A 26,076-nucleotide genomic window follows, 5' to 3' on the forward strand; every position below is an offset into this window, starting at 1 on the left:
TATATTTATACAGCACGCCGGACGTGTGCACCGCTCGATTTCCGATGGGCAATATTTGCCCGTCGCCCCGCTTAACTCACTTTGTAACGTTCGAGCCAATGCGCGTAAGGCGCGGGCAGCGTCCATGCAGCGCGCTCGACCTTCAACTCTTGCGCGGCGAAGTACGGCCAGTGCGGATTCGCGAGATGCGCGCGGCCGACCATCACCAGATCGAGTTGCTCCGAGGCCACGCAACGTTGCGCAAGCTCGGGCGTGCCGATACCCCACGCCGATGACACCGGCAGCCCCGCGGCGCGGCGCACCTTCTGCGCGATCGGCGCGAGGAACGCCGGCGCCCAGGGAATCCGCGCAGCCGGCGTCGAGAAGCCCGCACTCACGCCGAGCATGTCGAGCCCTTCGCGCTTGAAGCTCCTGGCTAGTTCGATCGACTCGGCGAGCGTCTGCTCGTCGCGGCCATCGTATTCGATCACGCCGAAACGCGCAGTCAGCGGCAGATGCTCCGGCCAGACTTTGCGCACCGCGGCCAGCGTTTCCAGAAGGAAACGGCTGCGGTTTTCGAGGTTGCCACCATAGGCGTCGTTGCGCTGGTTCGAATGTTCGGAAAAGAAACTCTGGCCGAGATAGCCGTGCGCGAAGTGCAGTTCGAGCCATTCGAAGCCGGCGTCGAGCGCACGTTTGGCTGCCGAAACGAAATCCTCGCGCACGCGCGCGATGTCGTCGAGCGTCATTGCACGCGGGACCTTCGGCAGATGCGCGCCGAACTCGATCGGGGACGGCGCGATCGCCTGCCAGCCGCGCGCGTCGCCTTCAGCGATATGGTCGTCGCCTTCCCACGGGCGGTTCGCGCTCGCCTTGCGGCCCGCGTGCGCGATCTGGATGCCCGGCACCGCGCCCGCCGCCTTGATTGCGGCGACCGTCGGCGCAAAGGCCTTGGCCTGCTCATCGTTCCAGATGCCCGCGCAGCCCGGCGTGATGCGGCCTTCCGGAGAAACCGCCGTGGCCTCGACAATCACGAGGCCTGCGCCGCCGCGTGCGATTTGAGCGTAGTGGACGTGATGCCAGTCGTTGATCATGCCGTCGACAGCCATGTACTGGCACATCGGCGGAACGGCAATGCGGTTGCGCAGCGTTGCGCCCTTGAGCTTGAACGGCTCGAACAATGCAGACATCAAATGCTCTCCTGTATTAACCGGAGCCGCCACTTTAGTGGCTCGCTCCGATCACGTAACGGTTACTGATTGACGCAAGCGCGCAATGCGCGCGGATCGGCTGAAAAATCGGGATTTCCTGGCGTTGCCGAAAGGAAATAGAGACCAGAAGCGGACGACGGCGGTCATGAATTCGCCGCCGTCATCGATTGAGCACCGGCCCGCAACGGGCAAACCGGCGCGCTCACCGGATACAACTCGCGTGCGAAGCATCCGGTGACGAGACTCGAAGCTGGACTCGCCGTGCCTGCAGCTCTTTACAGGCGACCAGCCCGTGCTTACTTGCTGCGCAGCGCCGCAAGCAGCGCGTGGGCAACCGGCTCCGACGAAGCTGGGTTCTGCCCCGTGATGAGCAATCCGTCAGTTTCGACGTGCGGTGCCCAGTCAGCGGCTTTCGTGTACTTGCCACCGTTTTCCTTGAGCACGTCCTCGACAAGGAACGGCACCACATCGGTCAACTGCACCGCGGCTTCTTCGCTATTCGAAAAGCCGGTGACCGCCTTGCCCGCCACCAGCGGCTGGCCGTCCGCACCCTTCACATGACGCAGCACGCCCGGTGCATGGCACACGGCAGCGACCGGCTTGCCCGCCGCAATTGTCTTCTCGATCAGTGCGATCGAGACCGGATCTTCCGCGAGGTCCCACAGCGGGCCGTGGCCGCCGGGGTAGAACACCGCGTCGAACGCACTCGCGTCGATCTCGACGAGGCGTTTCGTATTGGAAAGCTCGGCACGCGCCGTGGCGTCAGCGTCGAAACGGCGCGTCGCGTCGGTCTGAGCCGTGGGGTCGCCGCTCTTTGGATCGAGCGGCGGCTGGCCGCCCATGGGCGAAGCCAGCGTGATTTGCGCCCCCGCGTCGCGCAACGCGTAGTACGGCGCGACGAATTCTTCGAGCCAGAAACCGGTCTTCTTGCCCGTGTTGCCGAGGTCTTCGTGCGAAGTCAAAACGATCAGTACTTTCATCAAGGTTCCTCTTTTCGGTGATGTCCGTCGCTTGCGCAATCTGCGCGACCCACCTCGAAAACTGCTCCGCACAGCACGCCGGAAACGGACTATTAGACCAGTCGTCTAGTAACAGGCTGCACCAGCCCATTTGCATGGCGCCCGCTCAAGCGCGCCGCTTCATTGCAATGCTGATGCCCGGAAACGCCGGCTCGCGTTCGATCAATCGCCTGCCGGGAGATTCAACAACTGCCGCGTAGTCGCCATCGCAGCGTCGAGCGGGCTGCGGTCGCGGCGGATCTTCTCCATCAACGTCGCACCCAGCCATAGCTGATACAGGGCCCCCGCCGTTACGACAGCATCGTTCACGCCCGCAAGCGACCCATCCGCGCGACCTTCTTCGATGCATGCCGCAATGCGTCCGATGATCTCGTCCGTGCCGCGGCGCAGGACCGCGCGCATCGTCTCCGAAAGATCACTGACTTCCGCACCCAGCTTCACCGCCAGGCACTTGCCGTCCGGACCGTCCGCGCATTGCATCACGCGCCACGCGTCGAAATAACCAATGAGCCGCGTGGCCGGCGTACCCACCTCGCTCGAGAGTTGCGCCGCGAGGCGTTCCGCGTACTCGGTGAAATACGACGTCAGCAACGCTTCACCGAACGCTTCTTTCGAGCCGAAATAGTGATAGAACGACCCCTTGGGGACCCCCGCAGCCGCGAGGATCTCATTGAGACCCACGGCCGAAAAACCCTTGCCCAGCAAGATGGGCATGGCAGTATCGAGAATGTGTTGCCGCGTTTCGACGGCTGGCGCTGCGTTCATGGGTTGCCATGTTACCGGCGGAATAGACCAGTCGTCTAGTAAACACGCATCCGGCGTAGTGTTTTCCACGATCGGAAATTCCAGCGCTCCGCATCGTTTCCGAAACGAAACTCCAGGCTCAAAAACGAAAAACGCCGCCGGGCGCGAGCCCAGGCGGCGTTGTCTTGGCCGTCGCGCCCGGCGCGAGCGCCGGACTTGACAAGACAAGAAATTAACGCGACATCATATTCATGCCGACGTTATGCATGACCCACAGCGTACCGCCGACGATGATCAACACCGTCAGCACCGTGTAGGTGAACGCGGTCACGTTCCAGCGCTGGCTCGACGACGAGTTCATGTGCAGGAAGAACACGAGGTGCACGAGGATCTGCACGACCGCCAGCACGGCAAGGCCGAGCAGCGCGGTTTCGCGCGAGAAGCCGCCATGCAGCACGAGCCAGAACGAAGCGGCCGTGAGCACCACCGCCAGGACGAAACCTGCCAGGTAACCGCCGAGGCTGCCGTGGCTTTCTTCTTCGTGGATGGAATGAGCACTCATTTAGATCACGCTCGCAAGGTAAACAAAGGAGAACACGCAGATCCAGACGATGTCCAGAAAGTGCCAGAAAAGGCTCAGGCACGACAGGCGGCGAATTTCGCGCTCGCCGATTTCCGGCGCCTTCAGGGTCTGCACCATCAGCACGATCATCCAGAGCATGCCAAACGTCACGTGGATACCGTGGGTGGCCACCAGCGTGAAGAACGACGAGAGGAACGCGCTGCGCTGCGGGCCCGCGCCTTCTTCGATCAGGTGCGCGAATTCATGCAGTTCGAAGTACAGGAAGGTCGCGCCCAGCAGGAACGTGACGGCCAGCCAGAACATCACCTGGCCGGTGCGCTTCTTGTACGCGCCGATCATCGCGAAGCCGTACGTGATGGACGACAGCAGCAGCACTGCCGTTTCCAGCGCGACGCCCGGAATGTCGAACAGGTCCTTGCCGGTCGGGCCGCCTGCGAACTGGTGCTGCATCACGGCGAACACTGCGAACAGCGAGCCGAACAGAATGCAGTCCGTCATCAGGTACAGCCAGAAGCCGAACACCGAATGTGACGGCGGGTGATCGTGGTGATCGTGCGCCGCCAGTGCGGCCGCACTTGTATTCGTCGACATCAGTTGGCCTCCAGTGCTGCTTCGTCAACCTTGCCACGGCGCTGCTTGTCTTCGAACGCCTTGACCAGTGCGCGATTACGCGCTTCTTCATCGGCCCGGACCTTGGAGGCCGGGATGTAGTAACCCTCGTTCTTCTGGAAGCTGTAGCCGATTGCCGTCGCGAGAATGCCGACGAAACCAGCGATCATGAGCCACCAGATGTGCCAGATGCCCGCAAAGCCGACCACCAGGCTGAAGAAGCCGATAAAGACGCCTGCGCTCGTGTTCGAGGGCATGTGGATATCGGTGTACTTCGTGTTCGCGACGTCCGGCGTTTCGCGGCCCATTTCCTTCATGTGCGCGAATTCGTCGAGCTCGCTCACGTGCGGGATAACCGGGAAGTTATACGACGGCGGCGGCGACGAGATCGACCATTCCAGCGTACGGCCACCCCACGGATCGCCCGTCAGGTCGCGGTTTTCCGGCAGGTTGCGGTCGCGAACCGAAACGTACAGCTGTGCGAACTGGTGCACGATGCCGATCAGCACGAGCACGGCGCCGAACCAGGCGATGATCATCCACGGATGCCATGCCGGGTTGTCGTAATGGTTCAGACGACGCGTTGCGCCCATGAAGCCGAGCACGTACAGCGGCGTGAACGCGACATAGAAGCCCGTGAGCCAGAACCAGAACGCGCGCTTGCCGAGCTTTTCGTTGAGCTTGAAGCCAAATACCTTCGGGAACCAGAAGTTCATGCCGGCGAAGTAGCCAAACGCCACGCCGCCGATGATCACGTTGTGGAAGTGAGCAATCAGGAACAGCGAGTTGTGCAGCACGAAGTCCGCGCCCGGGATCGCCATCATCACGCCGGTCATGCCGCCGATGGTGAAGGTGACCATGAAGCCGAGCGTCCACAGTACGGCCGAGTTGAACTCAAGGCGGCCGCGGTAGATCGTGAACAGCCAGTTGAAGATTTTCACGCCCGTCGGGATCGAGATGATCATCGTGGCGATGCCGAAGAACGCGTTGACGTCCGCGCCCGAACCCATCGTGAAGAAGTGGTGCAGCCACACGAGGAACGCCAGCACCATGATCGCGCAGGTCGCATAGACCATTGCCTTGTAGCCGAACAGCGGCTTCTTCGAGAAGGTCGAAACGACTTCCGAGAAAATGCCGAACGCCGGCAGGATCAGGATGTACACCTCAGGGTGACCCCAGGCCCAGATCAGGTTCAGGTACAGCATGGCGTTGCCGCCGGCATCGTTCGTGAAGAAGTGCATGCCCAAGTAGCGGTCGAGGCCGAGCAGCGCGAGCGCGATGGTCAGGACCGGGAACGAAGCCATGATCAGCACGTTCGTGCACAGCGCCGTCCACGTGAACACCGGCAGCTTCATCATCGTCATGCCGGGGGCACGCATCTTGATGATGGTGACGAAGAAGTTCACGCCGGTCAGCAGCGTGCCGACACCGGAGATCTGGAGCGCCCACAGATAGTAGTCGACACCAACCCCTGGACTGTATGCGAGCTCCGAAAGCGGCGGATACGCGAGCCAGCCGGTCTGCGCGAATTCACCGACGACCAGCGAGATCATCAGCAGGGCCGCGCCAACGGCCGTCATCCAGAACGACAGCGAGTTCAGGAACGGGAACGCCACGTCGCGCGCACCGATCTGCAGCGGCACGACGATGTTCATCAGGCCGACCATGAAGGCCATGGCCATGAAGAAAATCATGATCACGCCGTGCGCCGTGAAGATCTGGTCGTAGTGATGCGGCGGGAGAAAGCCCGGCGCGTTGTACGCGAGCGCGAGCTGGCTACGCATCATGATGGCGTCGGCGAAGCCGCGCACGAGCATGACGAGAGCGACGATGATGTACATCACGCCCAGACGCTTGTGGTCGACGCTCGTCAGCCACTCCGTCCACAAGTATTTCCACTTACCGAAGTAAGTGATGCCACCGAGCAAGAGTGCGCCGATGACCGCCATGCCGAACATCGTGCCGAGAATAATCGGCTCGTGATACGGAACGGCATCCAGTGTAAGTTTTCCGAACATGCCTGGTTACCCCTTGGTCACGCACGACGGGTCACTGAAATTCGTGACGTGGCCGTTGTTGTACTTCGCAATGATGTTGTTGAAGAGCTTCGGGTCGACCGTCGAGAAGTACTCAACCGGAGCCTTTTCGCTCGGCTTGGCGACCGTCGCGTACTGATCCATCGAAAGCGACGTTTGCGACGCCTTGACCTTCTGGACCCATGCGTCGAAGTCTTGCTGGTTCGTTGCGATCGTGCGGAACTTCATGTCCGAGAAGCCCTTGCCGCTGAAGTTCGCCGACAGGCCCGCGTAATCGCCGGCTTCGTCCGCGATCAGGTGCAGGCGCGTCTGCATGCCGGCCATCGCGTAGACCTGGGTGCCCAGTTGCGGGATGAAGAACGAGTTCATCACCGAGTCGGACGTGATGCTGAAGTTCACCGGCGTGCCAACGGGCACAGCCAGCTGGTTCACCGTGGCAATGCCGAGGTCCGGATAGATGAAGAGCCACTTCCAGTCCAGCGCGACCACTTCGACGTTGATCGGCTTGACGTTCGATTCGAGCGGCTTGTACGGGTCGAGCTCATGCGTGGTTTTCCACGTGAGCACGCCGAGGAACAGAATGATCAGCGTCGGCACGGTCCAGACGACGACTTCGATAGCCGTCGAGTGCGACCACTTGGGCGCATAAGTGGCGTTGCGGTTCGACGCGCGGTAACGGTACGCGAACCACAGCGTCAGGATGATCACGGGGATCACCACGATCAGCATGGCCCAGGTGGAGGTCGCGATCAGCGACTTTTCCGCCATCCCCACGCTGCCTTTGGGGTCGAGGACTTCCAAGTTGCATCCGGAAAGACACATGGCCAATCCGGCACTCACGGGAAGCAATAACCTTTGCAAGGTCGTTCTTTTCATCACGTTTGCCTGAAATTCATTCATTGAATAGTTCCGGACACACCCCTTTGACATGAGACAAGGGAAGCGCGCCCGAATCATACAGCCGCTCTGATCGAAGACAATCAATGAATGCAGAAATGATCTTTGTCAAAACCGAAATCGAGACACTATGTCGCATGTGTTCGCGAGGTTTGTCGCGCCTCGGAAACACACGCACATCGCGCCCCGATACGGCCTTGACACCGATCCGCAGCGGCTTTTTTCGAACATCAAAATTCGAAACCTTCTGGACGCACCTGCGCGCCGCGCCGCCTCATGGCGGGGCGGCGCGCGAGGTGCGCCGTCATTCCTTGCTGATCACGACCTTTACGTCGTTACGTCGGCGAGTGCTGCGCGGCACGCACGTCGGTGCCCGCACGCACGGCTTCCGCAGGCGCACCGTCGTCAGCGGGCTGCTTCGAGCGGCCTGCCTGGTTCACGAGGTTCGCTGCCGAGAGCTCGATCGCATCGGTCATGGGCTTCGGGTAGAGGCCCACTGCCAGCACCAGCGCTGCGAGCGAAGCGAAGATCAGCGTTTCGCGGCGGCCGAGGTCGGCCAGTTTCGCCACGCGCTTGTTCGCCACAGCGCCGAAGATCACGCGCTTGTACATCCAGAGGGTGTACGCAGCGCTCAGAATGACGGTCGTCGCGGCAATCGCGCCGACCCAGAAGTTCACGCGGATCGCGCCCATGATGACCATGAACTCGCCCACGAAGCCCGAGGTGCCCGGCAGGCCCAGGTTGGCCATGCAGAACAGCATCATGAAAGCGGCGTAGCGCGGCATCACGTTGGCGACGCCGCCATAGGCCGAGATCGTGCGCGTCTTCGTGCGGTCGAACAGCACGCCGACCGAGAGCAGCAACGCGCCCGAGACAAAACCGTACGAGATCATCTGCACGATCGCGCCTTCGGTGCCGATCTGGTTGAAGAGGAACAGGCCCAGCGTGACGAGACCCATGTGAGCCACCGTCGAGTACGCGAGCATCTTGGTCATGTCGGTCTGCGCGAGCGCGAGCAGGCTCGAGTACACCACCGCCACGAGCGAGAGCGTGATGATCGCCGGCGCGAAGAAGTGCGCGGCGTCGGGCGTGATCGGCAGCGTGAAGCGCAGGAAGCCGTAGCCGCCGAGCTTGAGCATCGCCATCAGCACGGTCGCGCCGGTGGGCGCCTCGAGGTGGACGTCGGGCAGCCAGGTGTGGAACGGCCACATCGGCACCTTGACCGCGAAGGCCGCGAAGAAACCAATGAAGATGAGAATCTGCGGAACGAAGCCGAGCGTGAGGTTATGCCACACGGACATGTCGAAGGTGTGCGACTGGCTGTAGAGATACAGCATCGACAGCAGCATCAGCAGCGAGCCCGCGAGCGAGAAGAAGAAGAACTTGACCGCCGCGTAGGTGCGACGAGCGTGGCCCCATGTGCCGATCAGCAGGTACAGCGGAATCAGTGTCGCTTCGAAGAACACGAAGAACAGCATGCCGTCGGTGGCCGCGAAGGTGCCGACCATCAGACCCGAGAGAATCAGGAACGCGCCGAAGTACTGCGCGACGCGCTCCGTGATCGACGCCCACGAGGCGATCACGATCACGAGCGTGGTGAACGCGGTCAGCACGACGAGCCACATCGAAATGCCATCGATCCCGAGACGCCAGGCAACCCCGAACTCGGGCAGCCAGTTGCGAAATTCGACGAACTGCATGCCGGCAGCGTGGTTGTCAAAACCAGTGATCAGCGGCAAGGTCAACAGCAGGCCAACGATGGCGCCGATCAGCGACAGCCAGCGCGCGCGCTGCGGTTGACGATCCGATCCGACGCGCAGGACGGCCACGCCGAACAGGATGGGAATCCAGATCGCCAGACTCAGGAATGGAACGGAATGCATTTCAACGGGACCCTAAAAATGCGGAGCGAATAGCTTCCTCGGCGCACGGATTGGTGCGCAAGCAATTTGAAAGATTGACGTGGGGTGAAAATCGGACCAGCCGCGCTGTAACGAATTTGTCAGCTACAAGGCGAAATGCAACACACGTTCAAGGGTTAACGAGGGTAATCGGAATACGGAAGTTTTGCAGCGCAACAACTCGCACCGGATCAAAGCTTGATACAAGTCATTGTTTTTATTCAGATTCATACTAAGACGAAATACAACACATTGCGTCAGACGCATGTTTTTTGATCTGGAAAGTCCCCCTTGAGACTTCCTTGATCAACCCAGGAGCGACATGTCGTCGCTCCGCGCGGCCCGAATAATACCTTACTTGTTTCTTTCGGTTCAATGACTTATACACAAAACTCAGGGGCGAGAAACCGTGCCTGCCCCGCCCCGCGCGCGTTTGCGCGGTGCAAAAAACCTCCCGTTCGTTTCGCGCCGCACAGTCAGCACGCCAAATAGCCTCAATTCCACCATGGTTAATTTATTAAATGATAATCATTTGCATTTAAGAAGGATTTGCAGCATCATGACGCCAGAGTCCGTGCTGAAGCACGCCTTCCAGCCGACAGGAGGCTTCATGAACCCGACTACCCTATTCGCGAGAAACGACACGCTGATCGACGAAACCTTCGTCCAGCATCCGGACAGCGCCGAGCAAACCGTGCTGCGCGCGGTGCGCACCTGGCTGCGTCCGCACTGCGATGCGCATGGCAAAGCCGAAAACTGGCGCGGCGTGCTAGCCGAGGCCGGGCTCGCCCCTCACGGCATCGACCACTTCGAACACTTGATGGCCACCCTGTGCCGCGCCTCGTGCCGGCCGCTCGACACGCGCTGCCGCTGCGCATCCGAGCTCGCGAAGGACGAAGGCTCGCTGCTGCAGGTCATCGCGCTGCTGCAATCGACCCGCAGCGAGGCCGCCGTGCAACTGCTCAACGACTGGCTGCCGACATCGAGCGTGAGCGGCATGCTCAAGACCGCGCGCTGGTTCGCCATCGCGCTGCTCGATGCTGGCTTGCGGCTGAGCCACCGCGCGCGCCGCGTTACGTACATGCATTGAATGCTTGGGGCCGCGCAACGAGTGCGCGGTTTTTCGCCAGCGGAAAATCAATCAGGATCGCCAACTACATTGTTGTGTTGCTTCGTACTGCGGGTGCTGCGGGTGCTGCGGGTGCTGCGGGTGCGCGCATAACGCCGCGCCGCGTACGCCAGGCGCGGGTACATTTCGCCCGGGACCGCGAACAGCACAAGCGCGCAAAGCGCGAGCACGCCGCAGAACAGAAACGTGCCGCGATACCCGAACGCCTGCACGAGCAGGCCCGAGAGCACGCCGGACAGAATCGAGCCAAGCCGCGATGCGTTGAAGAACAGCGCGGTGGCGCGCCCGGGCGATTCGGGCATCAGGTCCTGCACATAGGTCATGCCGAGACACGAGGTGACGGCCACCACGAATGCGTTGAGGATCTGCATGGGAATCAGCGCGTACACGCCCGGCGCTGCCGACATCGACACGAAATACACCGCGTGCACGACGGCGCAGGCCGCGAGCCAGCGCAACTTGTTCAGCCGCGACGCTTTCGCGCCGAGCGCGAGCATCATCGGAATCTCCATGAACGCGCCGAGCCCGAGCATGATCGAAACGTCGAGGCGCGAGCCCTGCAGGCCATGCACGATATAGAGCGGCAGCACGATCATCGTCGCGTTGGCGGCGAGGCCGATGAGCGTGAGCGCCACCACCGCGCGCATGATGTCGCTCTGCGAGACGTCGGGGGCGCTCGCATGCGCGCGCTGCGTCACGGCAGGCTGCACCTCGGCCTGGGTGAGCGGCTGGCCTTCGTACGGCGCCATGGCCTCTTGCGCCAGCTCCGCGGCCACCTCCTCGGCCGTGGGCCGCGTCATCAGATGCTGAGTCGCGTGCTCGTCCTGGCGCGGCTCGCGCATGCGCCAGACGATCGTGCCGCACACAGCAAAGCTCGCCGCCGCAAACAGGAATAGCCCATAGAAGCTGGTGGCCGCGAGCACCAGTGCGCCAACCGCCGGCCCGAACACCCAGGCTGCTGACAGAATCGTGCGCAAGGTCGCGCTCGCGAAGGTGCGCTCGGCATCGTCGGCGGCCGGCAGCGCCGCACGGCTGAACGAAAACACGAGCGAGAGCGCGCAGCCGCCCGCGCCGATGAACACCACGCCCACCGCGAGCAGCAAGCGGTAATCGCGCACGACGCACAAGCACAAATAGCCAAGCGTGGCCGCACACAGCGAAGCGAGCAACAGCGGCCGATGCTTGCCCGAGGCATCGCTCCAGCGCCCGGCCGCCGTGCTGGCGATGACGCCGCTCGCCGCGATCGCAGTCATGAACACGCCGAGCCGCAACGGCGTCATGCCGGCGCGTTCGACGCCGAACAAGGACAGGTACGGTGCGGTGAACGACATCGCCACGCCCAGCATGAGCGTGGCGCCGGCGAGCGGCAGAAAACCGGGAATACGCAGAAGACCGGCAAAGCGCGAGTTCTTGAGCACGGCGCGACGCAGAGTGGGAGGAGAAGCCGCGACACGCAGGCGTCGCGATCATGTCGTAATCAGGCGTATCGAGGGCGATTATCGGGCGCAAGCCGCGCCGCGCGCAAGGCGCTTGCCAGGCGTGTCAGCATCTGGGTGCGCTATCCACAGATTTCGTGCATAGGCCTGTGCGTAACTCAGGGACGAGTGCGGCAAGTGTCTGATGCGTATCGGATTGTGCGTGCCGTTTCCGAATGCAGCAAATTTGCCGCAGAAACGAAAACTAGCGCCACGCTTGTCCACAGATTTTGTTCACAGCCTTGTGGGCAACCTTGGGACATCGATGCCAAGTCCATGATTTTAAAAAACAAGCCTGCGGGAGCCACGGCGAATGCACAAATTTTGCACGAAAAAGTTGTCCACAGTTTTTCTGGACAACTCTGTTGATAACCGCCTGGGGATCTCGCCAACTCATTGATCGGACGACAAGTTCATCGATTCAGTCACGGAAGCGGCAACTGCGTTTCCAATGAGCAACCCGCCGCTCCCCGCTCCATGCGACCACGAATGCCATCACGCCAGATCGAGTGCCGCAGTCAGATCGCCCGGCGGCATCTGCCCGCGCGCGGCGCACGCGCGCTCACGCGATGCCACGCCGTCGAGCGGCGCGAGTCCGTGCACGCGGCTGATGAAGCGCAGGATCGAGTTGGTGTCGTAGAAAGTGTGGTCCACGAAGCCCTTCTTCGCGAACGGCGCGACCACGAGCGCCGGGACGCGCGAGCCCGGCCCCCAGCGGTCACCCTGGGGCGGCGCGACTGGATCCCACCAGCCGCCGTTCTCGTCGTGCGTCATCACGATCACGGTATTCGCCCAGTGCTCGCTGCGCTGCAGATGCTCGATCACGGTGGCGATATGGCGGTCGCCCGACGCCACGTCGGCGTAGCCCGCGTGCATGTTCAGGTTGCCCTGCGGCTTGTAGAAGGTGACGGCGGGCAGCCGTCCCGCGTCGATGTCGGCGAGCAGGCGGTTGGTGGCCGGATCGTCGCCGAGGCCCGCATCGCGCAGGTGTCGTGCGCGCGCGGCCGTGCCGGGCGCGTAGTTGGCGAAGTAGTTGAACGGCTGGTGGTGATACTGGAAGTCGGGCACGGCGCCCGTGTCGCGGTGGTCCAGCGCGTATTGCCAGGCGCCGCTGTACCAGGCCCAGTCGACGCCATTCGCGGAGAGCCGGTCGCCGATCGTCGCGTAGGTTTGCGGCGGCATCACGCGCGGATTGGCGGGATCGGCCCATGCGGGATTGCCGTCTTCGGCCGGCCGCACGCTGCTCGGTTGATACGGCGGCGCCATGGTGTTGACCGCATAACCGTCGGGCGTGAACAGGCCGTCGTTCACGAATTTCGGCGGCCCGCCCAGCGCCGAAGGCGGGCATGCGGGCGCGAGCTTCAGGCGCGTGCCGAGCGGGTCGTCACCCTCGAGCACGGAGACGAGGTGCTTCGCCGGGCTCGACTGAATGTTGGGATAGTACGGCGCCTGCGCGGAGATCAGATAGATGTGGTTGAGCCACGAGCCGCCGAACGCCGCCATGAAAAAGTTATCGCACAACGTGTATTGCTGCGCGAGTTTCCAGAGCCGCAGTGTTACGGCGGAGTTCTCGTAATAGCCCATCACGAGGCCGCCCGAATCGCCCCACGCGGCGAACTGGTCGTTGCGGCCGGCGTTGATCTGCATTTGGTTCTGGTAGAAGCGATGGATGAGATCGCGCGTCTTGATTCCGTTCGGCAACGGATTGCCGTGCGCGTCGCCGATGCGAAACGGCCGGTTCGCAAGCCCCGTAATGTCCTCCTGGCCGATCATGTAGCGCTTGCCGTCGAGTTCCTGCGCCTGCGGAACCAGTCCGCCCCAGATCTTCGGCAACTGCGCGAGCGGCGTCTTGCCGTCGCGGTCGAGTTGCATGTAGCGCTGCGCAGGCACGCGGGAAAGCGGCGTCTGCACGCCCGGGAAGTCGCCGTAGAGATTGACGAAGCTGCGGTTCTCCGCATAGATCACGACGATGTGGCGCACCTGGTCGCGCAGCGCCGCGTCGAGGCGCGCGTCGCCGGCATTGCGCGGCGCCTCGCCCGCGCTGCGGGCGGACGACTGGCAGCCGCCGAGCGCGAGGCCCACGCCAACCGCTGCGATTCCGCCCAGCACGCGGCGACGGGCGGGATCGTCCGGGCCATGATGGTCCGTGCCGATGTGGTCGGGGCTGCTCATGCCCAGCGCTTGGTCATGGCTTTGCGGGTCCGGTGCCTTCGGGTCGTCTTGCCGCATCGGCTTGCCTCCTGTGTCGTATCGGAAATCACGCGAGCGCGTGCGCTCCGCATGTCACGAGGAGGATACCGTGAGCGCGCCGATATGCGGGCTCCGCAGCACATTCAGCCGCATTCGGCGCAACCGGCTACACCACCGTCCCGCGCCCCCGAGGTACGCCCAGGCCGGTGCGCTGCTGCACGCCCCACTTGCGGCGCCCGAGCAAAAAATACAGCCAGCCGAGCGCGGCGCCCGCGTGGCGCATCAACTGGAACGAGAATGGCTCGAAGATCGCCGCAAGCAGCGCCATGCCGAAACTGGAGGTCGTACGGTCGCCGCTCCAGCGCCGGTATAAATGCACCGAAAACAGATGAAACGCGAGATCGATCACGATCTTCCCGACGATCACCGCGAGCACCGGCAGCACGATCGTGAAGCGCCCATCGACGAGAAATCCGAGCAACAGCGCGAACGCCGTCAGGCCGTAAATGGGCTGCACGGTATCGAACGCCTTCACCGGCAGCATCATGAGACCGAGCTTGCCGTAGCGACGGTTCCCGGTCATATCGCGATACCAGTATTGGGTCTGCAAGAAACCCGCGAACCAGCGGCGGCGCTGCCGCAGAAAGCTCGCAAGCGTGCCGGGTGCGTCGGTGCGGGCGGGCGCGGCGCCAATCACGCGCACGTCCCAGCCGAGACCTTCACGCGCCGAATAGCGCCGCAGCCGGTGGATCAGTTCGTAATCCTCTACAAGACAATGCGGATCGAACCCGCCCACCGCCATCACCGCGTCGCGCCGGAAGGCCGCGAACGCGCCGGAGACGAGCAGCAGGCTGTCCGCGCGCATCCACGCGAAGCGCGAGATGAAATTGCGAATGTACTCGTAGGTCTGGAACCACTGAAAAAAGCGCCCGCTCGGCGAGTGTCCGCAAACCGGCATGAGCAGCCCCGCCGCTGCCACGAGCACTGGCTCGCGGCCAAACGCGTCGATCATGGCCGCGCAAGCGTCGGGTTCGAGCAGCGTGTCGGCATCGACCGTCATCACCGCGTCGGTCCGGATCACGCCGAGCGCCGCATTGAGCGCGCGCGCCTTGCCGCCGTGCGGCAGCTTCAGCCAGCGCAGAGTCGGATAGTCAGGTGAAGGCGGGCTCAAGCACCCTTCGCCCGGATCGGCCAGCCCATAGCGCTGCGCAAGCCACACTGCGGTGCCGTCGCTCGAGCCATCGTCGGCAATCACGATCTGTTGCGGTGCGCGAGTCTGCGCGAACAGCGCGTCCAGCGTGATGGGCAGCACTGCCGCCTCATTGCGCGCGGCGACGATCACGCCGAGCGTCGGCTGCGAACCGGGCGCAGCAGCAGCCGTGATCGCCGCCGCGCCGGCTGGACGCAGCAGCACGCGCGCCTGCCATGCCACGAACACGAGCAGCAGCGTGTCGTAAATCACATAGGCCATGCCGGTCGACCACGCAACCACGCCTTGCAGAAGAAATGCGCGCGCAAACAACACGCACCACAGCACCATGACGCCCAGGTGAATCGCGATGCTGGCAAACGGCGTTCGCGGCGGCGCGAGGCGCGGCGACGTGCGAGCGAGCGCCTCCTCTAGCGAGTTGTTCAAGGCAGTCTTCGTTGCGGTGTTCACGGCATCATCCGGCGCAGCACCGAATGGCGATCGATCCATTGATGCTTGAGCGCCCCCGCGACATGCAGCGCGAGCACGCCATACAGCGCATAGCTGCACGCCGTGTGCAGCGCGCCGAACTGATCGTGCAGCTGGTTCCTGGTCGCCAAATCGAGATTCATGATGAAGCCGATGCGCGGCCACTCAAACAGGCCGAACAGATACATGGGATGCGACGCGGCGGCCGCCCACGCGGAGTCGTGCAGCCAGCCCGAAATCGGCATTGCGAAGATGAGCACGTAAAGCGCAATGTGCGCGGCATGCGCCGCCGTGCGCTCCCACGTGGGGAACTCGGCGGGCAATGGCGGCGGCCGGTGCGTGAAGCGCCACAGCACACGCAGGATCGCAAGGCCGAGCACGGTGATGCCGATGGATTTGTGCGTGTCGATGATGAAGCGAATCGACTCGTCGGAAAGCGCGCCGTCGGGCAACAGCGCGGCGGTCAGGCCGAGTGCGACGTTAGCGAGGATCAGCAAGGCGATCGACCAGTGCAGCAGCACGGCAACGTGCGTGTACTTTTGCGCGGATGCCATGGCCGCGGGACCGGGTGCGGTGGAAAGGGAAGTTTTCACGTGAGCATGCCGTAACGTTTCAGTCTGGAATAACGCGCCGCGCGGCGGATTTATTCCCTCGCGTGCAATGCGGACCGCGCAGACTGCATGCACCGCACGACGATCCGCGCATTATGCGCCCTCACCTCGCGCTCACGCAGAAGCACCACGGCACACTTCGTGCCGATGACACGAGGCACGCACAGCCACGCATCGATAAAAAACGGCGCGGTGCACAAGCACCGCGCCGGTTCAAACATTCAACGCAATAACAAGCCAGCTAACAGTGGCCTTACTTGCTGTTGCCCGCCCTGGCTTCGATCGCGCGCCCAACCTCGGCATCGATATTTTTCCAGTACTCGAATACGCGCTCGCGCACCGGGCTGCGCACGCCGTTCATGCTCGCCACCACCTGGTCGACGAGTTGCACGCGTTGCGCGTCATTGAAAACGTTGCGCACGAGATGACCCGCCTGGCCAAAATCATCGTCTTCGGCATGCAACGTATAGGCGCTGCGCACCATTTCGCCATCGGATTCCCAGCCCGCTTCTACGGAGCCGGTCTGGTCGGCCCACGGACGCCCGCCGCTGTTCGGCGCATAGACCGGCGCGCTGCCGCTGTGCTCGTAAGTCATGTTGCCATCGAACATATAGGTCTGCACCGGCACTTTCGGACGGTTCACCGGCAATTGATGAAAGTTCGTGCCAATGCGCGCACGCTGCGCATCGTTATAGGCAAACGCGCGGCCCAGCAGCATCTTGTCCGGAGACAGCCCGATGCCCGGCACCGTGTTGCCCGGCGAGAACGCCGCCTGCTCGATCTGCGCGAAGAAGTTCTCCGGGTTGCGATTGAGCGTCATCGTGCCGACCTTGATGAGCGGGTAGTCCTTGTGCGACCACGTCTTGGTGAGATCGAACGGATTGAAGCGATAGGTCCTGGCGTCGGCATAGCGCATGACCTGCACCGAAACTGTCCACGACGGATGCTCGCCGCGCTGGATCGCCTCGAAGAGGTCGCGGCGATGAAAGTCGGCGTCGCGGCCAGACATGGCTTCCGCCTCGGCGTTGGTGAAGAACTGCATGCCCTGGTTCGTATGAAAGTGATACTTGACCCAGAACTTCTCGCCCTGCGCGTTCATCCACATGTACGTATGCGAGCCGTAGCCGTTCATATGGCGCCATGTCCTCGGCAGCCCGCGCTCGCCCATCAAATACGTGACCTGGTGCGCCGTCTCCGGATTGCTGGTCCAGAAGTCCCATTGCATGTGGCTGTCGCGTAAGCCCGAATCGGGCAGCCGCTTCTGGCTGCGGATGAAGTGAGGGAATTTCATCGGGTCGCGCACAAAGAACACCGGCGTATTGTTGCCGACCAGATCGTAATTGCCTTCGGACGTATAGAACTTCAGCGAAAAACCGCGCACGTCGCGCCAGGTGTCGGGGCTGCCCATCTCGCCGGCCACCGTGGAAAAACGCGCGAGCACTTCCGTGCTGGCACCCTTCTGGAACAAGGCCGCTTTCGTGTACTTCGAGACGTCCTCCGTGATTTCGAGCTCGCCGAACGCGCCGGCGCCCTTCGCATGGGGTTGGCGCTCCGGCACTTTCTCGCGGTTGAAGTGCGCCATCTGCTCGAGAAAATGCACGTCGTGCAACAGAATCGGGCCATCGGGGCCGATGGTCAGCGAATTGCGGTCGCTGACGGCCGGCGCGCCCGTGCTCGTCGTGGATTTGCCGAAAGACTTGCCGCTCGAATCAGCCATTTCACATCTCCTGTGTCGACCAGAGGTGGCCAGAGAGCGCCATTGTGCCTTCGGTCACAACAGGCTGCGCGTGGGCAGTTCAGCGCGCGCTTCATGCGTTTCGCATCGGAAATTCCGGGTGCACAACGACGCTTTCGGAACGCCTTCGCTGTGTCTCGATTTTCCGAGGTGAATCAGGTGCTTACGAAATTGGTGCGACGCACAAAAATTGCTTGACACGTATTTGTTTTGAGATATCATGGAATCGATTGCTGCATCGCACCAATGCGCGAACCGGTGATCGATCGACAGAAAAGTTTTCTTTTTTTCGTAACGGAACCGACGTAGCGGTCCACCCTCAGGAACGACGACATGACTCTGCCTACCCCCGAACAATTCGCCGCGACCCAGAAAGCCGGTCTTGAAGCCCTCTTCGGCCTCACGAACAAGGCATTCGAAGGCGCAGTCAAGCTCGCCGAACTGAACATCGAGACGGCTCGCGCCGCCATCGTGGAAGGCCAGGAGCACGCCCAGCGCACGCTGTCGGCCAAGGACCCGCAAGGTTTCTTCGCCCTGCAAGCAGGCTTCGCACAACCGGCCGCCGAAAAGGCGCTGGCCTATGGCCGCAACGTCTACGCGATCGTCTCGGCCGCACACACGGAATTCGCGCAAGCCGCGCAAAGCCAGTTCGAGCAGCAGCAGCACGCCGTGCAATCGCTGATCGACAACGCAGCGAAAAACGCACCGGCCGGTTCGGAAACCGCTGTCGCGGCATTCAAGTCGGCGATCACGGCTGCTCAAGGCGCCTACGAGTCGGTGAACAAGGCTGCCAAGCAGGCTGCCGAAATGGCCGAAAGCAACTTCGAAGCGGTCACCAAGGCTGCATCGAAGGCCGCCGCTCAAGCCACGCGTGGCGCGAAGCAATCCGCTTAAGCCATAAGCCACTTAAGCCACTTAAGCCAGGCCATTAAAAACAACGCCTCTCGGCGTTGCTGACCGGGTGCCCGAACGGGTGTCTCGGTCAAACAAAAAGCGGGATTCGCACCAGCGAAGCCCGCTTTTTTCATTCATGGGCCGAACACGGCCCCAAGCGTGGATCAAGAACCGAACATGCGGCTCACCGCGTTCTCGAGGTGCTCGCGCATGGCCCGCGACGCGCGCCCGGAGTCGTGCGCCTGAATGGCTTCGAGCACTTCGAGATGCTCCTGCTGCACGATGCGCTGCCGCTCGATGGACTTCACGAGCGAGAGGTTGCGCGACAGGTTCATGCTGAACACCATCTGCTCCTGGATGCCCGAGAGCGCGGTGATAAAGAACTGATTCTTCGATGCGCGCGCCACGGCCATATGAAACGCGAAGTCGTCCTTCGCGCCAATGCCCGACGTTTCGACGATGGTCTGGAGGTTGTCCCATTCGTGGCGAATCGCGGCGACATCGGCGTCGTCGGCCTTCTGCGCGGCGAGGGCCGCCGCGCCCGCCTCGACCACCACGCGGTACTCGTAGCAGCGCCGGATGTCCGACAACGTTTCGAGTGGCGCGAAGCGGCGCACGTCCGGGTCCGGGCGGCGCATGACCGTCGTTCCCGAGCCATGGCGCGTGGCGATGATGCCGTCCGCGCGTAACTGCGCGAGCGCCTCGCGCACGGTCGGACGCGAGGTCGCGAAGCGTTCCGCGAGCATGTGCTCGGTCGGCAGCCGCTCCCCTTCCTTGTATTCGCCTTCGATGATGCGGCTCAGGATGTCGCTGTAAATCCGCGCCGGCATGTTCGGCGCTTTCTGCTCAGCCATGGTGAAGTGCTACGTGCGAAGTTGTCAGGTGTGTTTCGGATTGTAAGTCATACGGCGCGCGCATTGAGCGCACCGGGCCTGCCGCGCGGCTTGCCGCAAACGCGAAACCGCCTGAGTTGCCCAACCCGCCCGTCAATCGAGCGTGCTCACGCTGATGCGCAACGAAGCCTCTTCTGTCTGCCCCGGCTCCAGCCACCGCAATCCAAGGCCGCTGTGGATCGCATCGGGCAGGCCGAGCCAGGGTTCCACACAGTAAAAGTCCGAATCGGGCGCGAGCGTCCACGACGTCACGGCATACCAGGGTATCGAGCCAGGACGGCGCAAATCGATCTCGACGGCGCGCCGCAGCGCAGGCATTTCGATGCGCACCGGAGACGCCGGCGCGCCTTCGAGGCAATGAAACCGGTCGACGATCCGCGCGTCGTCGAAGCGATAGCGCTCGGCGCCTGCCTCGGGCGTTGTCGTCGTGCCGTCCGCGAGTTGATGCCGGTACACGTTGCGCGGCAGCGCGAGCGTCGACGCACTGCGCTGCCCATGCGGCAAGGCGAAATAGAAGTGATGGCCGGCGTAGTACGGCATGCGGTCATCGTGCGTCGCGGTTGCGCCCGCCGTGGCCGTGTTCGTCGTCATCAACTCGACGTCGAGCGTGGTTTCGTCCACGAGCCGATAAACGGCTTCGAAGCGAAAACTGAACGGAAAGCCCGTGCGCGTAGCCGTGCTGTCGGTCAAGGTCAGGCGCACGCCATGGTCCTGCGCGTCCACGTGCGCATCGAACGGCAGATCGCGCGCGAAGCCATGCATCGGCACTTCGCGCACCACGCCCTGCGCGTCGCGCCATAGCCCGATGCGCCCGTCCACGCGATGGCGGGCGATGAAAGGAAACAGCAGCGGGTTGCCGCCGCGCACCAGCGCGGGCTGGCTCCAGTCGGCCTCATCGGGCCAGTGAACGATCGGCGCACCATGCACATGCCACGAGAGCAGCCGCCCGCCGGCTTGCGGCGCAACCCGCAGACACGAGCCGCCGCGCACGATTTCGATGATGTCCTGCCCCTGAAACTGCGCCATTTCGTATCGGAAAAGGAGAAAAATTTCGACGTGGCCTTTTGGTACCGCGTCGGCCTCGCTCGCATTGTTGTAATACAACAAAATCATTGTCAACTCGCCGCCTCGTCTCGATCACGAGCCAAGCCGTCGATCAACTCAGCCCGCCCCGCAAGCATGGGCGCCGCAGCGCGCCCAGGGAAATCCCCATCGAGACACAATTTGCTTTACAACTTCACGGCAAATAGAATGCTGTCTTACATGCAGATGCCGATCACCGGCACACCAGGAGACGAGCAGTGCAACGCAAGACTATCAAGGGGCTGCGGTGGTGGATCATCGGCCTCATCATGATCGGCACCGTTTTCAACTATCTCGCGCGCAGTTCGCTTTCCGTCGCGGCGCCCACGCTCACCGAAACGCTGCACATGTCCACGCAACAGTATGCGTACGTGGTCACGGCCTTCCAGGCCTGCTATGCACTCTCTCAGCCCATCGCCGGCTTCGTGCTCGACTCCGTGGGCGTCAAAATCGGCTTTGCGATCTTCGCGTTCGGTTGGGCCATCGCCAACATGCTCCACGGCCTTGCCGCCAGCTGGCCCGCGCTCGCCTTCTTCCGCGGCCTGCTCGGCGCAAGCGAAGCGGCCATCTTCCCGGCCGGCATGAAGGCCATCAGCCAGTGGTTTCCGGCCAGGGAGCGTTCGGTCGCAACGGGCTGGCTCAACACCGGCACGTCGATCGGCGCGATGATCGCTCCGCCTCTCGTGGTCTGGTGCATTCTTAAGTACAACTGGCAATTCGCTTTCGTGGTGACCGGCGGCGCCGCGCTGATCTGGGTCGCGCTGTGGCTCGTGTTGTTCCGCTCGCCGGCCGAACACCCGCGGCTCTCGCAGGACGAGGCCGAGTACATTCGTGCAGGCCAGGACGCCGCGCAACAGCGCATCTCCGGCAAGCGCCCGTCGTGGAAGGAAGTGCTCAAGCAGCGCCGCTTCTGGGGCATCGGCATCCCGCGCATGCTCGCGGAGCCGGCATGGCAGACCTTCGGCGCATGGATTCCGCTGTATATGTTCACCGTGCGCCACATGAACCTGAAGGAAATCGCGCTGTTCGCGTGGATGCCGTTCCTCGCCGCCGACCTCGGCTGCCTCGTCGGCGGCTATCTTGCGCCGCTCTTCATCCGCTGGTTCGGCTGCTCGCTCATCACCTCGCGCAAGCTCGTCATCACCACCGGCGCGGTGCTGATGATCGGCCCGGCCTGCGTCGGGCTCGTCGCGAGCCCGTATGCCGCCATCGCGCTCTTCTGCGTCGGCACCTTCGCGCACCAGACCATTTCGGGCGCCCTGTTCACGCTCGCCTCGGATGTCTTCGGCCAGCACGAAGTGGCCACCGCCACGGGCCTCTCGGGCATGCTCGGCTACCTCGGCGCAACGGTGTTCTCGCTTGTCGTCGGCGCAATGGCGAGCACGATCGGCTATAACCCGTTGTTCGTCTGCCTCATGCTGTTCGATGTGATCGGCGCAGTGGTGGCCTGGCGACTGATTTCGAACCAGCACAACGACAACGAACGCGACCAGGCAGTTGGCGCCGCGCTGCAGCCGGCGCACCAGGCGAAAGCCTGAGCGCTTCATCGGCCGGCGCCCGGGGCACGCTCGGGCGCCGGCTTTCGGCGTTCTTATGTGAGGTAACTCCACCGTGAAGAAAGTTGCATTGTCCGGCGCGGCCGGTCAGCTCGGCACCGTCTTGCGCAAGGGCCTGCTCGAACGCGGCGTGAACCTGCGTTCCGCGGCTGGCTCGAAGCCGCTGGAGCCGCTCGTTCCCGGCGAAGATGTCATGCACGGCGATCTGCGCGATCCCGCAGTGGTCGACCGCCTGCTCGAAGGCGTCGACGTGCTGATCCACATGGCCGGCACGAGCGTCGAGCGCCCCCTGCCCGAGATCATCGAGAACAACCTGCGCGGCCTTGTCGAAGTCTACGAAGGGGCGCGCCGCCATGGCACCAGGCGCATCCTGTTCGCGAGCTCGAATCACGCGATCGGCATGTATCCGGTGGAAGACAAGCTCACGCTCGACTGCGCATTTCGCCCCGACGGTTTTTATGGGCTCAGCAAGGCGTGGGGCGAATCGCTCGCGCGGCTCTACTGGGACAAGCACGGCATCGAGACTGTGAACGTGCGCATCGGCAGTTGCCTGCCGAAGCCCACCGAGTTCCGCCATTTGAGCACTTGGTTCGGCCACGACGACCTGTTCCATCTCGTCGATCGCGTGATCAATGCGGAGTCGATCGGCTTTGCGCTCGTGTGGGGCGTGTCGAACAATACGCGCAGCTATTGGGTACAACACGGGATGCAAAGCGGCGAGCGTGACGATGCCGAGCGCCTGGGCTACCAGCCGAAGCAAAACGCCGAAGACTACGCCGACGAAATTCTCGCCAGGGAGAATCCGCTCGATGCCGTTGCACAGCGCTATCAGGGCGGAAGTTTCGCGAGCTTCGATTTCACGCCGGTGGAAAAGCGCGGCAAGCAGGCGTGACGCCTCAAATCACGCCTGATTTGATGATCATCTGCACCGCCGCCGCCAGCACGCACACGAGCACGATGACCCGGAAAGCCAGCGGATGCAACTTGTCGCGCAACGGCCGGATCAGGAACATGCCCGCGATGGACGGCAGGCTTGCCGCGGCCGAGATCGCGAGGTCGGCGCCGCTGGCGTGCGCGCCGCCGCTGAAGGTGGTGACCAGCGTGAGCACCGAAACCACGAGAATGATCGCGATCTGCTTGGTGAACGCACGGCCCGTCGCGCCCGTGGCGATCAGATACATCGCGAGCAGCGGCCCGGGCACCGACGCAATGCTCTCCATGAGCGCCGCGCCGAACCCCAGCGCGAAGCCCACCGGCTTGACGATCGAAGGCGCGAGCTTGAGCCGCGGCGAAGCCAGCATCAACGCAGCGGCCACGATCAGCGTGATGCCCGAAGCGGCCAGCGCGTGGTGCGGCTCGAGCCGGATCAGCACGGCCACGCCCACGATATTGCCGATCACGGTGCCGAGCAGCGGCGCGGCAATGTGCTTGACGGTCTTCCACAGCTCCCCGCCTTCGAGCGCCTGCGGAATATTGCCGAGAATGATCGGCATCGAGAGCAGCAGCACGGCCTGCTTCACGGGCAGGTAATGCGTGAGGATTGGCATGGCGACGAGCGGCACGCCAATGCCGGTCACTCCCTTCACCATGCCGCCGAGCACCAGCGCAATGGCAATGCCGCAGAGTTCGAGCACATCGAGCGCCTGCATGTGCGGGAGCAGGACGCCCCCGGAGAGATGGAAGTCGAACATTGAAGAGGTCGGGTGCGTGGCGAGGCACGCGAGGCGTCCCCGCGCATTCGGCCAGATTTATCTTGAAAAGCGGACTGCATGATAGCGCAGCCGCGCGAAGCGCACCTGGCGCACTAAATTGCACGCTCCCGAAAAAATCGCGGACTGACCGCACGGGCTACGACGCGTCGCATGCCCGCTGTCGATCGCGCTGTCGATCCCGCTGGGAATCCCTTAGTGAATTTCGGGCTCGCCACCACCACTATCGCCACCACCGCCGCCGCTCGTACCGGCCACGCCGTCACGTTGCAGGAAATCGAATTCGCACCCCTTGTCCGCCTGCATCACGTGCATCTGGTACATCGCGCCATAGCCGCGCGTGAAGCGCGGCGCGGGCGCGACCCATGCGGCCTTGCGGCGCGCCATTTCCGCGTCGGAGATGAGCACGTTGAGGCGGCGTTCGGGCACGTTCAGCTCGATCAGGTCGCCGTCCTGCACAAGCGCGAGCGGTCCGCCGATAAACGATTCCGGCGCCACGTGCAGCACGCAGGCGCCGTAGCTCGTGCCGCTCATGCGCGCGTCGGAAATGCGCAGCATGTCGCGCACGCCCCTTCTGAGGATCTTCTGCGGAATCGGCAGCTGGCCCCATTCGGGCATCCCCGGCGCGCCCACTGGCCCCGCGTGCTGCAGCACGATCACGCTGTTCTCGTCGCAATCGAGCGCTTCGCTGTCGATGCGCGCAGCCATGTCGTTGTAGTCCTTGAACACGATGGCCTTGCCTGTATGCACGTGCAGGCGCTTTTCGGCCGCGCCCGGCTTGATCACCGCGCCGTCGGGCGCGAGATTGCCGCGCAGAACGGCGAGGCCCGTATCCGGCATCAGCGGCTTCGCGCGGCGATAGATCACCGCTTCGTTATGGATTTGCGCATCGGCGATGTTCTCGCCGAGCGTCTTGCCGTTCACGGTCATCTGCGTGCCGTCGATCAGGTCGCCGAGCTCCTTGAGCATCGCGCAAAGGCCGCCCGCATAATAGAAGTCCTCCATGAGGTACTGGCCGGTCGGGCGGATGTTCGCGAGCACCGGTGTGCGGCGCGCGATCTCGTCGTACTGCGCGAGCGTGAGCTCGACGCCCGCGCGGCGCGCGAGCGCGATCATGTGGACGATGGCGTTGGTCGAGCCCGAGAGCGCGAGGCAGGTGGTCACGGCGTTGTCGACCGCCTGGCGCGTGACGATGTCCGAGGGCTTCAGGTCTTCCCACACCATCTCGACGATGCGCATGCCCGTTTTCGCCGCCAGCTGCGCGTGGCGCGAATCGGGCGCGGGCGTCGACGCAAAGCCCGGCAGCGTGAAGCCGAGCGCCTCGGCGGCGCTCGTCATGGTGGAGGCCGTGCCCATCGTCATGCAGTGGCCCGGCGAGCGCGCAATGCCGCCTTCAACGCCCTTCCAGTCGTCCTCGGTGATGTTGCCCGCGCGCAGATCGGCCCAGTACTTCCACGTGTCCGAACCCGAGCCGAGCGTCATGCCGTTCCAATTGCCGTTGAGCATCGGGCCGGCGGGCAGGAAGATGGTCGGCAGGTTCATCGAGATCGCGCCCATCAGCAGCGCGGGCGTGGTCTTGTCGCAGCCGCCCATCAGCACCACGCCATCGGCCGGATACGAGCGCAGCGTCTCTTCGGCCTCCATCGCGAGGAAGTTGCGATAGAGCATCGTGGTGGGCTTCTGGAACGGCTCGGAGAGCGTCTGCACCGGCAGCTCGATGGGAAAACCGCCTGCTTGCCAGATGCCGCGCTTGACCTCTTCCACGCGCTGCTTGAAGTGCGTGTGGCAGGGGTTCATCTCGCTCCACGTATTGAGGATCGCGATGACCGGCTTGCCCGCGTACTCCTCGCGGCTGTAGCCCATCTGCGCCGTGCGCGAGCGATGGCCGAACGAACGCAGGTCGTTCGCGCCATACCAGCGGTGACTGCGCAGTGTTTCGGGGGTCTTTCGCTTGTTGCTCATCTTGCCTTGGCTCCAGGTGTTTCCGCGGATGTTCCAGTCAAACCGTCGGCGCTCCGCTAGCGCCACGCCTTCACGCTCGCTGCGCATCAAAGGATGCCGATCCGCGCCTGAAGTTGTCAAGCAACAGGAGGAAGCGTTGTGAGCCTTTATTGGACGTTTGCCGGAATGCCTGTCATACAGGC

21 protein-coding genes are annotated in these 26,076 nt (G+C 63.2%); 4 read left to right on the plus strand and 17 right to left on the minus strand.

The genetic code is table 11. The features are described 5' to 3' along the window. Positions 1–71: 71 nt before the first annotated feature. The 8 genes from P5W98_RS16455 to P5W98_RS16490 all read right to left on the minus strand — a co-directional run bounded on the left by P5W98_RS16455 (position 72) and on the right by P5W98_RS16490 (position 8,961). Positions 72–1,169 carry an NADH:flavin oxidoreductase/NADH oxidase gene (locus tag P5W98_RS16455; protein ID WP_421026937.1) on the minus strand — a complete coding sequence of 366 codons (1,098 nt, stop codon included), beginning with the start codon at positions 1,167–1,169 and terminating at the stop codon, positions 72–74. A 317-nt stretch (positions 1,170–1,486) separates the two neighbouring features. Then, entirely contained in the window at positions 1,487–2,170 is a 684-nt protein-coding gene (locus P5W98_RS16460; protein ID WP_421026936.1) for a type 1 glutamine amidotransferase domain-containing protein, read from the minus strand. 201 nt (positions 2,171–2,371) lie between these two features. Further along, positions 2,372–2,974, minus strand: coding sequence for a TetR/AcrR family transcriptional regulator (locus P5W98_RS16465; RefSeq protein WP_421027103.1), 603 nt, complete (start codon positions 2,972–2,974; stop codon positions 2,372–2,374). 211 nt (positions 2,975–3,185) lie between these two features. After that, complete coding sequence (cyoD, locus tag P5W98_RS16470) at positions 3,186–3,515, minus strand: cytochrome o ubiquinol oxidase subunit IV (RefSeq protein WP_421026935.1); 330 nt, start codon at positions 3,513–3,515, stop codon at positions 3,186–3,188. Then, the gene (gene cyoC, locus P5W98_RS16475) at positions 3,516–4,127 is read right to left on the minus strand and encodes a cytochrome o ubiquinol oxidase subunit III (protein WP_421026934.1); all 612 of its coding nucleotides are present in this window, start codon (positions 4,125–4,127) and stop codon (positions 3,516–3,518) included. Then, a complete protein-coding gene (gene cyoB / locus P5W98_RS16480) occupies positions 4,127–6,163 on the minus strand; it encodes a cytochrome o ubiquinol oxidase subunit I (protein WP_421026933.1) in 2,037 nt (678 codons plus the stop codon). The genes cyoC and cyoB overlap by 1 nt, the downstream gene beginning before the upstream one ends. Before the next feature lie 6 nt (positions 6,164–6,169). Further along, positions 6,170–7,057: a ubiquinol oxidase subunit II gene (gene cyoA, locus P5W98_RS16485; RefSeq protein WP_035533912.1), complete on the minus strand. Its 888-nt coding sequence runs from the start codon at positions 7,055–7,057 to the stop codon at positions 6,170–6,172. 356 nt (positions 7,058–7,413) lie between these two features. Beyond that, positions 7,414–8,961 carry an NADH-quinone oxidoreductase subunit M gene (locus P5W98_RS16490; protein WP_421026932.1) on the minus strand — a complete coding sequence of 516 codons (1,548 nt, stop codon included), beginning with the start codon at positions 8,959–8,961 and terminating at the stop codon, positions 7,414–7,416. A 628-nt stretch (positions 8,962–9,589) separates the two neighbouring features. On the opposite strand from P5W98_RS16490, the gene P5W98_RS16495 reads away from it, so the two are divergent. Then, positions 9,590–10,069, plus strand: a complete 480-nt coding sequence (locus P5W98_RS16495; RefSeq protein WP_421026931.1) for a hypothetical protein — start codon at positions 9,590–9,592, stop codon at positions 10,067–10,069. A gap of 47 nt (positions 10,070–10,116) precedes the next feature. Here P5W98_RS16495 and P5W98_RS16500 read toward each other — a convergent pair whose 3' ends face one another. From P5W98_RS16500 to P5W98_RS16520, 5 genes are all read right to left on the minus strand, one after another. Then, a complete protein-coding gene (locus tag P5W98_RS16500) occupies positions 10,117–11,526 on the minus strand; it encodes a sugar efflux transporter (RefSeq protein ID WP_421026930.1) in 1,410 nt (469 codons plus the stop codon). A 552-nt stretch (positions 11,527–12,078) separates the two neighbouring features. Beyond that, positions 12,079–13,755, minus strand: coding sequence for an acid phosphatase (locus P5W98_RS16505; RefSeq protein ID WP_421027102.1), 1,677 nt, complete (start codon positions 13,753–13,755; stop codon positions 12,079–12,081). Between the two features lie 184 nt (positions 13,756–13,939). Next, on the minus strand, positions 13,940–15,409 hold the full coding sequence (locus tag P5W98_RS16510) for a glycosyltransferase family 2 protein (RefSeq protein ID WP_421027101.1): 1,470 nt from the start codon (positions 15,407–15,409) through the stop codon (positions 13,940–13,942). A 20-nt stretch (positions 15,410–15,429) separates the two neighbouring features. Beyond that, positions 15,430–16,005 carry a cytochrome b gene (locus P5W98_RS16515; RefSeq protein ID WP_421027100.1) on the minus strand — a complete coding sequence of 192 codons (576 nt, stop codon included), beginning with the start codon at positions 16,003–16,005 and terminating at the stop codon, positions 15,430–15,432. Positions 16,006–16,315: 310 nt separating this feature from the next. Beyond that, on the minus strand, positions 16,316–17,779 hold the full coding sequence (locus P5W98_RS16520) for a catalase (protein WP_421026929.1): 1,464 nt from the start codon (positions 17,777–17,779) through the stop codon (positions 16,316–16,318). A gap of 351 nt (positions 17,780–18,130) precedes the next feature. Here P5W98_RS16520 and phaP point away from each other — a divergent pair, with 351 nt between their 5' ends. Further along, the gene (gene phaP, locus P5W98_RS16525; protein ID WP_421026928.1) at positions 18,131–18,691 is read left to right on the plus strand and encodes a TIGR01841 family phasin; all 561 of its coding nucleotides are present in this window, start codon (positions 18,131–18,133) and stop codon (positions 18,689–18,691) included. A gap of 164 nt (positions 18,692–18,855) precedes the next feature. Here phaP and P5W98_RS16530 read toward each other — a convergent pair whose 3' ends face one another. Together P5W98_RS16530 and P5W98_RS16535 are read right to left on the minus strand one after the other, a co-directional pair. Then, a complete protein-coding gene (locus P5W98_RS16530) occupies positions 18,856–19,545 on the minus strand; it encodes a FadR/GntR family transcriptional regulator (protein ID WP_421026927.1) in 690 nt (229 codons plus the stop codon). 132 nt (positions 19,546–19,677) lie between these two features. Further along, a complete protein-coding gene (locus tag P5W98_RS16535) occupies positions 19,678–20,610 on the minus strand; it encodes an aldose epimerase (protein WP_421026926.1) in 933 nt (310 codons plus the stop codon). 326 nt (positions 20,611–20,936) lie between these two features. Between P5W98_RS16535 and P5W98_RS16540 the strand changes: the two genes are divergently transcribed. Beyond that, a complete protein-coding gene (locus P5W98_RS16540) occupies positions 20,937–22,205 on the plus strand; it encodes an MFS transporter (RefSeq protein ID WP_421027099.1) in 1,269 nt (422 codons plus the stop codon). A gap of 73 nt (positions 22,206–22,278) precedes the next feature. After that, positions 22,279–23,115 carry an NAD-dependent epimerase/dehydratase family protein gene (locus P5W98_RS16545; protein ID WP_421026925.1) on the plus strand — a complete coding sequence of 279 codons (837 nt, stop codon included), beginning with the start codon at positions 22,279–22,281 and terminating at the stop codon, positions 23,113–23,115. 4 nt (positions 23,116–23,119) lie between these two features. On the opposite strand, the gene P5W98_RS16550 is transcribed toward P5W98_RS16545, so the two are convergent. Together P5W98_RS16550 and araD are read right to left on the minus strand one after the other, a co-directional pair. Beyond that, positions 23,120–23,914 (minus strand): TSUP family transporter, encoded by a 795-nt coding sequence (locus tag P5W98_RS16550; RefSeq protein ID WP_421026924.1) that lies wholly within the window; start codon positions 23,912–23,914, stop codon positions 23,120–23,122. Between the two features lie 213 nt (positions 23,915–24,127). Next, positions 24,128–25,894: an L-arabinonate dehydratase gene (araD, locus tag P5W98_RS16555; protein ID WP_421026923.1), complete on the minus strand. Its 1,767-nt coding sequence runs from the start codon at positions 25,892–25,894 to the stop codon at positions 24,128–24,130. Between the last annotated feature and the right edge of the window lie 182 nt (positions 25,895–26,076).

Source organism: Paraburkholderia sp. A1BS-2L, assembly GCF_051125205.1.
Taxonomy (GTDB): Bacteria; Pseudomonadota; Gammaproteobacteria; order Burkholderiales; family Burkholderiaceae; genus Paraburkholderia.

Bases quoted from the DNA above. Each gene is read 5' to 3' on its own strand.
- P5W98_RS16465 (WP_421027103.1), bottom strand. From the start codon at position 2,974: ATGAACGCAGCGCCAGCCGTCGAAACGCGGCAACACATTCTCGATACT.
- cyoA (WP_035533912.1), bottom strand. From the start codon at position 7,057: ATGAAAAGAACGACCTTGCAAAGGTTATTGCTTCCCGTGAGTGCCGGA.
- P5W98_RS16495 (WP_421026931.1), top strand. From the start codon at position 9,590: ATGAACCCGACTACCCTATTCGCGAGAAACGACACGCTGATCGACGAA.
- P5W98_RS16520 (WP_421026929.1), bottom strand. From the start codon at position 17,779: ATGGCTGATTCGAGCGGCAAGTCTTTCGGCAAATCCACGACGAGCACG.
- araD (WP_421026923.1), bottom strand. From the start codon at position 25,894: ATGAGCAACAAGCGAAAGACCCCCGAAACACTGCGCAGTCACCGCTGG.
- phaP (WP_421026928.1), top strand. From the start codon at position 18,131: ATGACTCTGCCTACCCCCGAACAATTCGCCGCGACCCAGAAAGCCGGT.
- P5W98_RS16540 (WP_421027099.1), top strand. From the start codon at position 20,937: ATGATCGGCACCGTTTTCAACTATCTCGCGCGCAGTTCGCTTTCCGTC.
- P5W98_RS16535 (WP_421026926.1), bottom strand. From the start codon at position 20,610: ATGGCGCAGTTTCAGGGGCAGGACATCATCGAAATCGTGCGCGGCGGC.
- P5W98_RS16490 (WP_421026932.1), bottom strand. From the start codon at position 8,961: ATGCATTCCGTTCCATTCCTGAGTCTGGCGATCTGGATTCCCATCCTG.
- P5W98_RS16460 (WP_421026936.1), bottom strand. From the start codon at position 2,170: ATGAAAGTACTGATCGTTTTGACTTCGCACGAAGACCTCGGCAACACG.
- P5W98_RS16530 (WP_421026927.1), bottom strand. From the start codon at position 19,545: ATGGCTGAGCAGAAAGCGCCGAACATGCCGGCGCGGATTTACAGCGAC.
- P5W98_RS16455 (WP_421026937.1), bottom strand. From the start codon at position 1,169: ATGTCTGCATTGTTCGAGCCGTTCAAGCTCAAGGGCGCAACGCTGCGC.
- P5W98_RS16515 (WP_421027100.1), bottom strand. From the start codon at position 16,005: ATGGCATCCGCGCAAAAGTACACGCACGTTGCCGTGCTGCTGCACTGG.
- P5W98_RS16550 (WP_421026924.1), bottom strand. From the start codon at position 23,914: ATGTTCGACTTCCATCTCTCCGGGGGCGTCCTGCTCCCGCACATGCAG.
- cyoD (WP_421026935.1), bottom strand. From the start codon at position 3,515: ATGAGTGCTCATTCCATCCACGAAGAAGAAAGCCACGGCAGCCTCGGC.
- P5W98_RS16505 (WP_421027102.1), bottom strand. From the start codon at position 13,755: ATGAGCAGCCCCGACCACATCGGCACGGACCATCATGGCCCGGACGAT.
- cyoB (WP_421026933.1), bottom strand. From the start codon at position 6,163: ATGTTCGGAAAACTTACACTGGATGCCGTTCCGTATCACGAGCCGATT.
- cyoC (WP_421026934.1), bottom strand. From the start codon at position 4,127: ATGTCGACGAATACAAGTGCGGCCGCACTGGCGGCGCACGATCACCAC.